At 68.7% G+C, this 13312-nt stretch carries 14 protein-coding genes; 4 read left to right on the top strand and 10 right to left on the bottom strand.

All coding sequences use genetic code 11. From position 1 onward, the window contains the following. The first annotated feature begins 35 nt into the window (after positions 1 to 35). Entirely contained in the window at positions 36 to 608 is a 573-nt protein-coding gene (locus tag TU34_RS08130) for a L,D-transpeptidase (protein WP_082080020.1), read from the top strand. A 96-nt stretch (positions 609 to 704) separates the two neighbouring features. Here TU34_RS08130 and sthA read toward each other — a convergent pair whose 3' ends face one another. The 5 genes from sthA to TU34_RS08105 form a co-directional block, all read right to left on the bottom strand. Further along, positions 705 to 2138 carry a Si-specific NAD(P)(+) transhydrogenase gene (gene sthA, locus TU34_RS08125; RefSeq protein ID WP_045822359.1) on the bottom strand — a complete coding sequence of 478 codons (1434 nt, stop codon included), beginning with the start codon at positions 2136 to 2138 and terminating at the stop codon, positions 705 to 707. 103 nt (positions 2139 to 2241) lie between these two features. Beyond that, positions 2242 to 3111, bottom strand: a complete 870-nt coding sequence (locus TU34_RS08120) for a PE-PPE domain-containing protein (protein WP_045822358.1) — start codon at positions 3109 to 3111, stop codon at positions 2242 to 2244. 79 nt (positions 3112 to 3190) lie between these two features. After that, entirely contained in the window at positions 3191 to 3985 is a 795-nt protein-coding gene (locus TU34_RS08115; RefSeq protein WP_045822357.1) for an Fpg/Nei family DNA glycosylase, read from the bottom strand. A gap of 7 nt (positions 3986 to 3992) precedes the next feature. Further along, a complete protein-coding gene (locus tag TU34_RS08110; RefSeq protein WP_045822356.1) occupies positions 3993 to 4466 on the bottom strand; it encodes a ribose-5-phosphate isomerase in 474 nt (157 codons plus the stop codon). A gap of 54 nt (positions 4467 to 4520) precedes the next feature. Further along, complete coding sequence (locus tag TU34_RS08105) at positions 4521 to 5168, bottom strand: DsbA family oxidoreductase (RefSeq protein WP_045822355.1); 648 nt, start codon at positions 5166 to 5168, stop codon at positions 4521 to 4523. A gap of 220 nt (positions 5169 to 5388) precedes the next feature. Between TU34_RS08105 and pepN the strand changes: the two genes are divergently transcribed. Further along, positions 5389 to 7998, top strand: a complete 2610-nt coding sequence (gene pepN / locus TU34_RS08100) for an aminopeptidase N (RefSeq protein ID WP_045822354.1) — start codon at positions 5389 to 5391, stop codon at positions 7996 to 7998. Positions 7999 to 8092: 94 nt separating this feature from the next. On the opposite strand, the gene TU34_RS08095 is transcribed toward pepN, so the two are convergent. The 3 genes from TU34_RS08095 to TU34_RS08085 form a co-directional block, all read right to left on the bottom strand. Further along, the gene (locus TU34_RS08095) at positions 8093 to 8566 is read right to left on the bottom strand and encodes a DUF5130 family protein (protein WP_045822353.1); all 474 of its coding nucleotides are present in this window, start codon (positions 8564 to 8566) and stop codon (positions 8093 to 8095) included. Then, positions 8553 to 8804, bottom strand: a complete 252-nt coding sequence (gene ctaJ, locus TU34_RS08090; RefSeq protein WP_045822352.1) for an aa3-type cytochrome oxidase subunit CtaJ — start codon at positions 8802 to 8804, stop codon at positions 8553 to 8555. Before ctaJ ends, TU34_RS08095 begins: the two co-directional genes overlap by 14 nt. Positions 8805 to 8937: 133 nt before the next feature. After that, complete coding sequence (locus TU34_RS08085; protein WP_082080018.1) at positions 8938 to 9618, bottom strand: HNH endonuclease; 681 nt, start codon at positions 9616 to 9618, stop codon at positions 8938 to 8940. Between the two features lie 187 nt (positions 9619 to 9805). Between TU34_RS08085 and TU34_RS08080 the strand changes: the two genes are divergently transcribed. Continuing rightward, entirely contained in the window at positions 9806 to 10219 is a 414-nt protein-coding gene (locus tag TU34_RS08080; RefSeq protein WP_045822351.1) for a globin, read from the top strand. Positions 10220 to 10319: 100 nt separating this feature from the next. Continuing rightward, entirely contained in the window at positions 10320 to 12074 is a 1755-nt protein-coding gene (locus tag TU34_RS08075) for a glycoside hydrolase family 13 protein (protein ID WP_045822350.1), read from the top strand. 4 nt (positions 12075 to 12078) lie between these two features. Here TU34_RS08075 and TU34_RS08070 read toward each other — a convergent pair whose 3' ends face one another. Then, positions 12079 to 12762 (bottom strand): DUF8185 domain-containing protein, encoded by a 684-nt coding sequence (locus TU34_RS08070; RefSeq protein ID WP_045822377.1) that lies wholly within the window; start codon positions 12760 to 12762, stop codon positions 12079 to 12081. Positions 12763 to 12808: 46 nt separating this feature from the next. Next, complete coding sequence (locus tag TU34_RS08065) at positions 12809 to 13300, bottom strand: acyl-CoA thioesterase (RefSeq protein WP_045822376.1); 492 nt, start codon at positions 13298 to 13300, stop codon at positions 12809 to 12811. Between the last annotated feature and the right edge of the window lie 12 nt (positions 13301 to 13312).

Genomic DNA, 13312 nt, shown 5'->3' with positions numbered 1-13312 from the left:
TGTGGTCATCCGCGACGCGCTGTCGAGGGCCCGGCGTGCCGGACGCGCCCTCTCGCCGGTGCTCGGCGTGGGGCTCGCCGCCGACCCGCATCAGCCACCGGGCGCGGTCGCGGGGTGCGAGGGATTCGGGATCGCCGGCCCCGGTCCCGGCCGAGCCCGCCGAGCCCGCGCCGCCGGCGCCCACCAAGACCGGATGGATCGCACTGGCCGATGACGCCACGCACACCCTGACGATCTGGCACGACGGCAAGGTCACCCGCACCATGCCGATCTCGATGGGCTCCAACGAGCACCCCACCCCGAACGGCACGTACTTCACCAAGGAGAAGTACCGCGACATGTACATGGACTCGTCGACCTACGGCGTGCCCGTGACCGCCCCGGGCGGCTACCGCACCTACGTCGAGTACGCGGTCCGGATGAGCTGGGACGGCATCTTCACCCACGCCGCCCCGTGGTCGGTGGAGCAGCAGGGCAAGACCAACGTCAGCCACGGCTGCATCAACCTCAACACCGAGAACGCCAAGTACATCTACGACAACTTCCCCACCGGTACGCCGATCGTCGTCCGCGGAACCGTGGGTGGTCAGTACGTGCAGGGCAGCTGACCCACCTTCTCCACCGAACGAGGCCCGACCGTGCTCCACGGTCGGGCCTCGTCGCGTCGGTGGGTGCCCGCGCAGGGCGTTCGGCCGGGGACGAGGTCAGTGCGCCCCGAGTTCGTGGCCGTTGCCCTCTCCGGTCACGCGGGAGATCGCGCGCATCTTGTTGACCGCGTCGAGTGCGGCAACCTTGTATCCCTCGGCCAACGTCGGGTAGTTGAACACCGCGTCGACGAGGTAGTCGACCGTTCCGCCGCACCCCATCACCGTCTGGCCGATGTGGACGAGTTCGGCTGCGTTGCTGCCGAACACGTGTACGCCGAGCAGGGTGCGGTCATGGGCGTGGACGAGCAACTTCAGCATCCCGTAGGAGTCGCCCATGATCGCACCGCGGGCGAGTTCGCGGTACCGCGCGACACCCACCTCGAACGGGACGGTGTCCTCGGTCAACTCCTCCTCGGTCTTCCCGACATAGCTCACCTCCGGGATCGAGTAGATGCCGATGGGCTGGATCCCCGTGCCGTTGCCGATCGGCTCGCCGAATGCGTGGTACGCGGCCCGCCGCCCCTGCTCCATCGACGTCGCCGCGAGCGCGGGGAAGCCGATGACGTCACCGACGGCGTAGATGTGGTCGACCTCGGTCTGGAAGAACTCGTTGACCTCGAGCCGGCCGCGGTCGTTGCCGGTGAGCCCCGCCTCCTCGACACCGAGTTCGTCGGTCAACCCCTGGCGACCGGCGGAGTACAGCACGCAGCCCGCGGGGATCTTCTTGCCCGACTCGAGGATCGTGAGGGTGCCCTGCGGATGCTTCTCCACCGTCTTCACCGATTCCGAGAATCGGAAGGTCACCCCCCGTTCGCGCAGTTGGTACTGCAATGCCTCGATGATCTCGCGATCGCAGAAGTCGAGCATGTGGGGCCGCTTCTCGACGACGGTGACCTTGGTGCCGAGCGCGGCGAACATGGAGGCGTATTCGATGCCGATCACCCCGGCGCCGACGACGACCATCGACTGGGGAACGTGATCCATGCCCAGGATCTGATCGGAGTCGACGATGGTCGCGCCGTCGAACTCCACCGTCGACGGACGCGCGGGCCGGGTGCCGACGGCGATGACGACGTGATCGGCCGTCACCACCTTGCGCTCTCCGTCGGGACCGTCGACGGCGATCTCGTTCGGACCCGTGAAGCGCGCGTTGCCGATGAGCAACGCCACGCGATTGCGCGTGAGCTGACTCTGGATGACGTCGATCTCCTTCGCCACCACGTGCTGGGTGCGCGCCGAGAGGTCGGTGACGGTGATGTCGGACTTCAGACGGTAGGACTGGCCGTAGAGCTCACGCTGACTCAGCCCCGTCAGGTAGAGGACCGCCTCGCGCATGGTCTTCGAGGGCACGGTGCCGGTGTTGATGCAGACCCCGCCCACCATGTCGCGGCGTTCGACCACCGCGGCGCGTTTACCGAGCTTGGCTGCGGCGATCGCCGCCTTCTGGCCCGCCGGGCCCGATCCGATGACGACGAGGTCGTAGTGATCCACAGTTGCACTCCGCTTCGGTGACAGGCGACACGCACAGACCGGCCCAGTGTCACCCAGTTCGGACGCCGCCACATGTCGTGGACGTGAATTCTGACGTCCCGCGTCAGGCGCTGCGCGGCAGCTGCCGGTCGGCGGCGAAGGTGGCCTGCACCTGCATCCACTGCGCCAACACCTCACAGCCACAGAGGTCGCCGCGACCGCCCAACGGCTCCGACCCGTAGGCGACGTGGCGGCCGCCACGGCGATTGGTGATGGTGATGCCGTGCCACATGATCACTGCGGGCAGGTACGCGGCGATCTCGACCAGCGCCGTCCGGATACGGGTGATGTCACGACGCCACTGCCGTGGGCGGATCGCGGTGCGCGCCGCGTTCTGAAAGGCGTTGGCGCGCAGCGTCTGACCGATGCGCCGCATCCAGGACGCGACATCCCGCAACGACAGTGCGCTGGTGAGATCGGCGATGTCGCGGATCAGTGAGTCGTCGCTGGCGTTGCAGATCATGTCGTTCGGATCGGCGATCCACATCGTCGCGATGTCCGGCGGCAGTGCGGGACCGGGGCCGGCGATCCCGAATCCCTCGCACCCGGCGACCGCGCCCGGTGGCTGATGCGGGTCGGCGACGAGCCCCACGCCGAGCACCGACGAGAGGTCGCGTCCGTCACGCCGGGCACTCGACAGCGCGTCGCGGATGACCACACATCCCTGCGAATAGCCGATGAGCATGACCGGTCCGTCGACCACCGCCATCGCGGCCTGCAGCCTCGCCGATCCGACGGCGACCGATTCGGCGAAGCTCATCCCGTCGCGATGGGGCACGGGTCCGTAGCTCGACGGGTAGCCCACCCATCGGCACCGGAAGCGGTGGTCGAGGTGTGCACCGACCTCGGCGAGCAGACCGGTGAGGTCGGTCCGACGGTCACCGGGCCAGGACTCCCCGGTCCCGCCGACGGCGAGGACGGTCACTGTGGTCATGGGACCGATACTCGACCCCGGACCTGAGAAATCGAGTCCGAGGACTCTGAGGATTGGCTGGCAGTGCGCGCGCCGACGATCAGTCCGGCTGGCAGGAGGGGCACCAGAACAGGTTGCGACCCTCCATCACCTCACCGAGGATCGTGTTACCGCAGATCCGACAGGGTTCGCCGCGACGGCGATACACATAGCTGCGCGGACGACCGCGCATGCCCGGCGTGCCGTGGTCGTCCTCGGACCGGATGGTGATGATCTTGCCGCGCCGGACCCCGACATCCATCAGTTCGACGGTGTCGTCCCACATCTTCTGCCAGACACGGTGATCGACCGCGGTACCCGGTCGCATCGGGTGGACGTTCGCACGGAACAGCACCTCGGCGCGGTACACGTTGCCGATCCCGGCGATGACCTTCTGGTCCATGAGCATCGCGCCGAGCGGACGACGCGATTTGTGGATCCGCGCGAACGCCTTGTCGGGGTCGGCGTCCTTGCGCAACGGATCGGGACCCAACCGGGCGACCAGGGCGTCGAGGTCCTCGGGGGTGAACATCTCGCACGCGGTGGGGCCGCGCAGGTCGCCGCCGTGGTCGTCGCCCTCGATACGCAGACGGACCTGACCGACCGGTGGCGGCATGGGCGCCTTCACGTCGGAGAACTTGCCGTACAGCCCGAGGTGGATGTGCACCATGTCACCCGAGTCGTAGTGGTGCAGAAGGTGTTTGCCCCACGCCTCGGCCCGGGTGAAGTACTGGCCGTCGAGGCGCTCGGCCTCAGCGACGAAACGCCCCTGTGGACTCGACACCGCGAGCTGTTGGCCGCGATAGCGACGATGGTGCAGGCGAGCGAGCCGGTGGATCGTATGGCCCTCGGGCATACGACGCTCAGTTCGCGGGCAGGGCGGGAGCCTGTCCCGTTCGCTCGTAGTCGGCGAGGATGTCGATGCGACGCTGGTGGCGCGGTTCCTCTGACCACGGCGTGGCGAGGAACGCGTCGACGATGGCGAGCGCCTCGTCGGTGGAATGCATGCGCCCGCCGATACCGATCAGCTGGGCGTTGTTGTGCTGGCGGGCCAACTGCGCGGTCTCGACGCTCCAGGCGAGCGCGCATCGGGCGCCGGGCACCTTGTTGGCCGCAATCTGCTCGCCGTTCCCGCTACCGCCGAGCACGATGCCCAGGCTGCCCTCGTCGGCGACGGTCGCGAGCGCTGCCGCCACACAGAACGCCGGGTAGTCGTCCTGGGCGTCGTAGGTGTGGGCACCGCAGTCGGTCACCTCGTGGCCCGCGGCGGTGAGGTGATCGAGGATCTGGTTCTTGAGTTCGAAGCCGGCGTGATCGGCCCCCAGGTAGACGCGCATGCGCTACAGCATGCCAGGTCATCGGGGGCCGATCACACGGTGGCCGGGGACTCCTCAGTCGAACTGCGGTCCCTCGTCGCGGCTGCGCTTGAGTTCGAAGAAGTGCGGGTAGCTCGCCAGCGCCACGGCGCCGTCCCACACACGTCCGGCGTCGTCGCCGCGCGGGATGCGCGAGAGCACCGGGCCGAAGAACGCGACGTTGTTGATGTGGATGGTGGGTGTGCCCACGTCGTCGCCGACGGCGTCCATGCCCTCGTGGTGGCTCTTCCGGATCGCGTCGTCGAACTCGCCGGAGTCGGCGGCCTTCACGAGTTCGGCGGGCAGCCCGGCGTCGGCCAGCGATGCGGCGATCGCCTTCTCGAAGTCGTCGACGCCGTTGTTGTGGATCTGTGTGCCCATGGCGGTGTAGAGCGGGTCGAGGACCTCGTGGCCGTGCGCGTCGACGGCCGCCTGCAGCACGCGGACCGGCTTCCACGCCTCCTTCAGCTTCTCGGCGTAGTCGGCCGGGATGTCCTTGCCCTCGTTGAGGACGGCGAGGCTCATGATGTGGAACTCGACATCGATGTCGCGGACCTTCTCGACCTCGAGGATCCAGCGCGAGGTGATCCAGCACCAGGGGCACAACGGGTCGAGCCAGAAATCGACGCGGTCGCGTGCGGTGGAGCCGGTGGTGTCGGTCGTCTGCTCAGCGGTGGTGCTCATGAAAACTCCTCACGTCGGGGCGTGCGCATGCCAGTGGACTCTGCCAAACGTCTCGTGAGAGTCAACGGCGAGCGCCGGTCGGCATTCCCGACCCTGCCGTCGCCCCTGCACACCGGGGTGGGAGGAATGATGGGGTAAGTGTGTTGACGACACGACCGGGCTCCCCCGACGTCTTCTCCACCACCGCCCGACCCACACACCACCGACAGGACAATCCTCTGTGAGTGCACCGAATCTGACCCGCGACGACGCGGCCCGGCGATCGTCGACGATCGCCGTCGAGAACTACGTCATCGACCTCGACCTGACCGACGGCGCCGGCAAGCCCGGGACCGAGACCTTCCGCTCGACCTCCACCGTGACGTTCACCGCCGACGCCGATTCCTCGACGTTCATCGACGTCGTCGCGAAGTCCGTGGTGTCGGCGACGCTCAACGGCACCGACATCGACGTCTCCGGCTACACCGAGGAGGACGGGATCACCCTGTCCGGTCTCGCCGCACACAACGAGCTCACCGTGGTCGCCGACTGCCTGTACTCGAACACCGGTGAGGGGCTGCACCGGTTCGTCGACCCCACCGACGACTCGGTCTACCTGTACTCGCAGTTCGAGACCGCCGACGCCAAGCGGATGTTCGCGTGCTTCGACCAGCCAGACCTCAAGGCGACCTACGACATCGCCGTCACCGCACCCACCGACTGGGTGGTGATCTCGAACGCCGCACCGACCGATTCCGAGGGCGCGGTGTCGGAGGGACGCGACGGTCGCCACACCTTCGCGACCACCGAGGTGCTGAGCACCTACCTCGTCGCCCTCATCGCGGGCCCCTACGCCAGTTGGACCGACGAGTACTCCGACGACCACGGCACCATCCCCCTCGGGATCTACTGCCGCGCATCGCTCGCCGAGTTCATGGACCCCGAGCGGCTGTTCACCGAGACCAAGCAGGGTTTCGAGTTCTATCACCGCAACTTCGGCGTCCCCTACGCGTTCGGCAAGTACGACCAGCTGTTCGTGCCCGAGTTCAACGCCGGCGCGATGGAGAACGCCGGCGCCGTCACCTACCTCGAGGACTACGTCTTCCGGTCGAAGGTCACCAAGGCGCTCTACGAGCGTCGCGCCGAGACCGTGCTGCACGAGATGGCGCACATGTGGTTCGGCGACCTGGTCACCATGAAGTGGTGGGATGACCTGTGGCTCAACGAGTCCTTCGCGACGTTCGCGTCGGTCCTGTGCCAGTCGGAGGCCACCGAGTACACGAGCGCCTGGACCACGTTCGCGACGGTCGACAAGTCGTGGGCCTACCGCCAGGACCAGCTGCCCTCGACCCACCCGGTTGCCGCCGACATCCCCGACATCGCCGCGGTGGAGGTCAACTTCGACGGCATCACCTACGCCAAGGGCGCGTCAGTGCTGAAGCAGTTGGTGGCGTACGTGGGCCTCGAGGACTTCCTCGCGGGTCTGCGCGACTACTTCGACGCCCACAAGTTCGGCAACGCCACGTTCTCCGATCTGCTGGGGGCACTCGAGAAGTCGTCCGGCCGCGACCTGTCGGACTGGGGCGACCAGTGGCTCAAGACCACCGGCATCAACGTGCTGCGTGCCGATTTCGACGTCGACGACTCCGGCGCGTTCACCCGCTTCGAACTCGTGCAGGAGGGCGCCGCGCCCGGCGCCGGTGAGTTCCGCACGCACCGCATCGCGGTCGGGATCTACGCCGACGACGACAACGGCAAGCTCGTGCGTGTCCACCGCGCGGAACTCGACGTCGAGGGCGAGCGCACCGAGGTTCCCGACCTCGTGGGGGTGGACCGCGGTGCACTGATCCTGGTCAACGACGACGACCTCACCTACTGCACCGTGCAGCTCGACGAGGACTCGTTGACCACCGCGACCGAGCGCATCGCCGACATCACCGAGTCGTTGCCGCGCACGATGGTGTGGTCGGCCGCGTGGGAGATGACCCGTGGCGCCACCATGCGGGCCCGCGACTTCGTCGCACTGGTCGAGCGCGGTATCGGCGCCGAGACCGAGATCGGCGTGGTGCAGCGTGTGCTCATGCAGGCCCAGACCGCCGTCGACCGCTACAGCGATCCGGAGTGGGCGGCGAGCACGGGCTGGCCGGGCTTCACCACGCGACTGCTGGAACTGGCCCGTGCCGCCGAGGCGGGATCGGATCACCAGCTGGCGTTCGTCGGGTCGCTGCTCGCGTCACCGGCAGACGACGACGTCGTCGAGGTGCTGCGTTCGCTGCTCGACGGCGACGACCCGGCCGATCACGGTCTCGCCGGCCTCACCGTCGACACCGATCTGCGGTGGTCGATCGTGACCGCGCTCGCCGCGGCCGGTGCGATCGACACCGATCCCGCATCGACGCCGGTCATCGACGCCGAGGCGCAGGCCGACAACACCGCCGCCGGTGCCCGCAAGGCCGCCGCGGCCCGCTCGGCGCGCCCGCTGGCCGAGGCGAAGGCGCACGCGTGGGAGCAGGCGGTGGAGGACGACTCACTGTCGAACACGCTGGCCCGCGCGGTGATCGGCGGCTTCGCCCGGCCAGGGCAGGAGGAGCTGCTGGCGCCGTACGTCGAGAAGTACTTCGACGCCGTGCCGAAGGTGTGGAAGCGGCGGTCGAGCGAGGTCGCGCAGAGCGTCGTCGTGGGGCTCTACCCGCAGTGGTCGATCGACGAGCACTCGCTCGAGCTCGCCGATGCCCTGCTCGCAGGGGAACACCCGGCCGCGCTGCGTCGGCTCATCCTCGAGGGTCGCGACACCGTCGCCCGCTCGCTGCGGATCCGTCGCTTCGATCGCGGGGAGGACCCCCGGAGCTGAGATCGCCCCACCGAACGACGAACGCCGCGTCCCCGGAAGGGACGCGGCGTTCGTGGTTGCGGCGTGTGCCGAGTCGGCGTCGTGCGGTGCCGGCTCAGGAACGGGCGACGGCGGTGGCCATCACGCGCAGCGCGGCGATGAGCCCGTCGACCATGTCGTTGTTGCGGAACGAGGCGATGGCAGCGGTGACGCCGAGCTGCGCGACGCGGTCGTTGACGCGGTCGGCGACGGCGCTGCCGCTGACGACCACGATGTCGTGGCTGTTGGGCGACACCGCGATCAGCGCGGCGTGCGCGGGCTCCGGGATCTGCGGGAGCACGGCGGTGGCACCGGCGTACGGGTCGGAACCCAGGTCGCCGATGAAGATCGAGAAGCGGACCCGCGCGAGCTCGGTGGCGTGCGACAGGGCCTCGTCGAGGGCCACGAGCTCGTCACGAGCGAACGGCGGTGTCGCCGCGGCCGAGCCCGGCATGCGGGCAGCCGAGATGCGACCGCTGGTGGTGACGACGGCGCCGAGCGGGAGCGCGTCGGGATCGGTCACGACGGGCTTGATCTCACCACTTGCCACTTGCGGACCCTCCGATCAGTTCGTCGGCGCCGAGATCGTGGTGGACGACCGACAGCGGCGCCGCGTCGGTCGCACTGAGCAGCATCGGGTCGCGCGTCCACTCCTGATCGAGCGTGTACGGCTGTGTCTTCTCGTACTTCGCGCCGAAGGCCCACGCCATCGACACGACGCAACCGATCACGAACACGATGCAGATGATCGTGACGGGAACGCCGATCGCGACTATGAGGTCATCCATCCCAACACCCTTCAGCAGTGGAGCTGCGCCCAGAGAAGCCGTACTCCGGGAAAATCTAGCCGAACTCCACCGCCGGGGACCATTCGGGTACGACGAGCTGTAGTCGACCGCGTGAGCATCGGTGTCACCGAGGTCAGGCGGCGCCGACGTCGATGTAGCGCGACCAGGCGGGATCGATCTCCTTGACCGTCGCGAGCAGCCGCCAGTGCCGGCCCTTCGGCGGGGTGAGCGACGCGCGCAGCGTCCACCCGAGCTCCGACAGGAGCCGGTCGGCCTTCCTGTGGTTGCAGTTCGCGCAGCAGGCCACGCAGTTCTCCCAGTTGTGCGCTCCCCCGCGACTGCGCGGCACCACGTGGTCGATCGTGTTCGCCTTGGCCCCGCAGTAGCCGCATCGGAAACGATCGCGGTGCATCAGCGCCGCGCGCGTCATCGGGATCTTCGCCCGGTACGGCACCCGCACGTAGGTGCGCAGGCGGATGACCGACGGGATCGGCATGGAGAGGTCGGCGGAGTGGATGGCCGGACCCATCTCGTCGGTGTGCACCACGTCGGCGCGTTCACGCAGGACCAGGACCACGGCGCGCCGGATGGAGATCGCGGTGAGGGGTTCGTAGGTCGCGTTGAGCAACAGCACCCGGTGTTTGCCCCAGACCGCGGTGGTGGCGACGCCGTTCTCGTCGATCGGCGCGGTCGTCTCGCCCGCGGACCCAGCACTGCCGTGGAGCCGACCGGCTGCGGATCCGGAATGGTGGCCGGACACGGTGGAGACAAGCGCGGTCACCCGCTCTGACTGCTGCTTCCTCATGCGTGTCATCCGACCTCCGACAGTGGGGACGATCCAGTTCACCACGGAATCGCACCGAACGCACTGCATTACGCGCCCGGCCCGGCCGAGAAGCCTCACGGGCGTGCATTTCCGCAGCTCAGAGGGGCCATCGACGGGTGAACATCAGGTGTCGGGCAGGGGTGGGCAGCGCCGGGGCGTCGGAGCCCATCGGTCGATGAGGGACACTGGGGTCGTGACCGATGGCGCAACGACGTTCTACGACGCGGTCGGGGGCGCGAAGACCTTCGACGACCTCACCCGACGTTTCTACGAAGAGGTGGCGCGCGACGAGATCCTGCGGCCGCTCTACCCCGAGGAGGACCTCGTCCCGGCCGAGCGGCGCCTGCGGATGTTCCTCGAGCAGTACTGGGGCGGCCCACGCACCTATTCCGACGAGCGCGGCCATCCGCGTCTCCGGATGCGCCACCACCCGTTCCGGATCGGCCCCATCGAACGCGACGCCTGGCTGCGCTGCATGCACACCGCGATCGACTCCATCGGCGCCGACCGCCTCGACGACGACCATCGCCGAGCATTGGTGAACTACATGGAGATGGCCGCGGAGTCGATGGTCAACTCCCCGCTGTAGACCTCCGTACGCGTGAGCGCGCCGACCTGCGCCACGCCGGTGTGAGCGCGGCCACGCCCGGGCGCGGCGGGACCGGGGGCGCGACCGCCGGTGAGGCAAGATGACATCCGTGAATGACGAATCGCCGCAAGCCGCCATCGACGACTCCGCACCCGAGGGTGCCGACGGCGTCGCGGCGACGACCGACGCCGCCGAGGACTCGGGCGCCACCGATCTCGCTGCGGGTCAGGACGTTTCCGCTTCGGCGCAACCTGCCGCGGTATCCACCGACGAGTTCGACACCCCGGCGTGGTGGACGTCGGCGGTGTTCTATCAGATCTATCCGCGATCGTTCTCCGACAGCGATGGCGACGGCGTCGGGGACCTCCCGGGGGTCATCGACAAGCTCGGCTACCTCGAGCTGCTCGGCGTCGACGCGCTGTGGATCAGCCCGGTGATGCGCTCCCCCATGGCCGATCACGGTTACGACGTGTCCGACCCCCGCGACATCGACCCGCTCTTCGGCGGCATCGGCGCACTCGACGCGTTGGTCACCGAGGCTCACGCGCGCGACATCAAGGTCACCATGGACCTGGTCCCGAACCACACGAGCGATCAGCACCGGTGGTTCGTCGAGGCGCTCGCCGCCGAACCCGGCAGCGCAGCCCGCGAGCGATACATCTTCCGCGACGGTCTCGGCGAGGACGGCGGCGAGCCGCCGAACAACTGGCCCAGCATCTTCGGCGGCCCGGCCTGGACGCGCGTCACCGAGCCCGACGGCACGCCCGGACAGTGGTACCTCCACATCTTCGCCCCCGAGCAACCCGATCTGAACTGGGAGAACGACGAGGTCTTCGAGGATCTCGCCACCACCCTGCGGTTCTGGCTCGACCGGGGCGTCGACGGATTCCGCATCGACGTCGCCCATGGCATGGCCAAGCCGCCGGGACTCCCCGACATGCCCGAGGAACTGCAGACCGGCCTGCTCATCAACGACGACGACGATCCGCGGTTCAACAACCCCGGGGTGCACGCCATCCACCGTCGGATCCGCGAGGTGATGGACGAGTACCCCGACGCGGTCACCGTCGGGGAGATCTGGGTGCGCGACAACGCGCGCTTCGCCGAGTACATCCGGCCCGACGAACTGCACCTCGGCTTCAACTTCCGGTCGGCCGAGGCCGACTTCGACGCCGAGTCGATCCGTGAGGCCATCGAGAACTCGCTCGCCGCGGTCGACTCGGTGCGCGGCAATCCCACGTGGACGCTGTCGAATCACGACGTCGAGCGAGAGGTCACGCGCTACGCCGCCGACACCACCGAGGCCGTCGGTCTCGACCGGGCGCGGGCGATGGTCATGGTCGAGCTCGCGTTGCCGGGAACGGTGTTCCTGTACAACGGATCCGAACTCGGCCTGCCGAACATCGACCTTCCCGAGGAGGCGTTGCAGGACCCGGTGTGGGAGCGCTCGGGCCACACCAACCGCGGCCGCGACGGCTGCCGCATCCCGGTGCCGTGGCTCGGCGACACCCCGCCGTACGGGTTCAGCACCACCGAGGACACCTGGCTGCCCATGCCGAAGGACTGGGACGTCCTGACCGCCGAGCACCAACTCGAGGACGTCGACTCGACGCTGTCGCTGTACCGACTGGCCATCGAGCTGCGCAAGACGCGTCCGGAGTTCGCGGGCGAGGAGATCGAGTGGTACGGCGCACCACCGCAGTGCCTCGCGTTCCGTCGCGCCGTCGGCCGCCTCGTGTGCGTGCTCAACGCCGGCGACACCCCGGTCGGACTCCCCGCGGGTGAGGTACTGCTCACGAGTGCCCCGCTCGACGAGGGCCGCCTGGCCCCGAACGCCGCGGCCTGGCTGGTCTGACCGCTCAGGTCGCGGTCAGCGCGATCGGGACCGTACGCCGGAAGTAGACCGAACCGAACCGCGCGTCGATGCGTGCCCAGGCACCGTTGGTGCGTACACGCACCGGTTCGTCGGCGTCGATCGCGGAGATCGGTGACGTCTCGGTGACCATCCGTCCGTCGGCGTCGGTGACGAAACCCATTGCGGTGATGGCGAACACCGCCCGCATCGTCACCGCCACCGCCGTACCGGTCCACTCCGACGACGCGTCCGGGGTCACCTCCAGAACGCTCTGGTCGAGCAGCGAGGCAGGCGGTCCCTGCGGACCGCCCTGGGTGCGGGCGACCTCGGCACCCTCCCGCGACAGTCCGACGATGGTCCGCGCGGGCACGTCGTCGACGTGTACGAACCCGTGTTCGGGTGGCAGTGCGCCCGACTGCCAGGCGCTGTCGACGGAGAACCCGGCATCGATCTCCCGAGCGGTCGAGTCGTCCGACGGGACACGCAGGGCGCCGTGGAGCACGGCGCTGTCGTGGACGACGTCGGGTGCGTCGATCGCGACCCGCACCACGCGGGTCGCCAACACGTCGAAGGGGGTGTGGACCCACACCCCGACACCACCGTCGCCGCGACGGCGCAGACGGATCGCCGAGGCCGGATCGAGGCGGTGCGCCCGAGAGACGAACGCGTACAGGTCATACCGGTCCATCAGCTCGTCCACGACGATCACGCCGGACCTCGCGATCGGGTCGCCATCATCGCGCGGGACGCGCCGCGCGGCGGCCGTCGGCGCGCAGGAAACTGCGCAGGTAGTCCTTCTCCTCGGTGGTCATCCGCCGCGGCATCTGCGTGTCGACGTCGAACGACACCAGCTGGGTCGAGGCGACGACCGCGGGCTTGGACTGCGGGTCGGCGTGTGCCGGACGCACCTCGTAGCCGACCGTGAAGTCGACGGCCCGCACCCTCGTGGTGAACATGGTGACCTCGATCGGCGATTGTTCGTGTCGCAACTGGCCCTGGTAGCGGACGTTCAGGTCCGCCACGAGGCAACCGGTGCGCAGGCCCGCGGTGGGTCGCTCGTCGTAGAACAACCACGGGATCCGCGCCTCCTCCAGGAGCGTCACCATCCGTGCGTGATTGATGTGGGCGAAGACGTCCATGTCCGACCAGCGGACGGGCACGGTCACCAGGAAGCCGGCGTCGACCCGTCGGCCGTCGTCGCCCCCGAGCGACTCGTCGCGATGCATCTCGATGTCCAT

Origin of the sequence: Williamsia herbipolensis (genome assembly GCF_000964005.1) — a bacterium.
Taxonomy (GTDB): domain Bacteria; phylum Actinomycetota; class Actinomycetes; order Mycobacteriales; family Mycobacteriaceae; genus Williamsia_A; species Williamsia_A herbipolensis.
The sequence above is the reverse complement of the archived record's forward strand: the minus strand, read 5'-3'. Positions and strand labels throughout refer to the sequence as shown.

Excerpts from the sequence above, each read along its gene's own strand:
- TU34_RS08120 (WP_045822358.1), bottom strand. The coding sequence starts at position 3,111 with ATGACCACAGTGACCGTCCTCGCCGTCGGCGGGACCGGGGAGTCCTGG.
- TU34_RS08105 (WP_045822355.1), bottom strand. The coding sequence starts at position 5,168 with ATGAGCACCACCGCTGAGCAGACGACCGACACCACCGGCTCCACCGCA.
- TU34_RS08080 (WP_045822351.1), top strand. The coding sequence starts at position 9,806 with ATGAGGGACACTGGGGTCGTGACCGATGGCGCAACGACGTTCTACGAC.
- TU34_RS08075 (WP_045822350.1), top strand. The coding sequence starts at position 10,320 with ATGACATCCGTGAATGACGAATCGCCGCAAGCCGCCATCGACGACTCC.
- TU34_RS08110 (WP_045822356.1), bottom strand. The coding sequence starts at position 4,466 with ATGCGCGTCTACCTGGGGGCCGATCACGCCGGCTTCGAACTCAAGAAC.
- TU34_RS08065 (WP_045822376.1), bottom strand. The coding sequence starts at position 13,300 with ATGCATCGCGACGAGTCGCTCGGGGGCGACGACGGCCGACGGGTCGAC.
- ctaJ (WP_045822352.1), bottom strand. The coding sequence starts at position 8,804 with ATGGATGACCTCATAGTCGCGATCGGCGTTCCCGTCACGATCATCTGC.
- TU34_RS08115 (WP_045822357.1), bottom strand. The coding sequence starts at position 3,985 with ATGCCCGAGGGCCATACGATCCACCGGCTCGCTCGCCTGCACCATCGT.
- TU34_RS08085 (WP_082080018.1), bottom strand. The coding sequence starts at position 9,618 with ATGACACGCATGAGGAAGCAGCAGTCAGAGCGGGTGACCGCGCTTGTC.
- TU34_RS08070 (WP_045822377.1), bottom strand. The coding sequence starts at position 12,762 with ATGGACCGGTATGACCTGTACGCGTTCGTCTCTCGGGCGCACCGCCTC.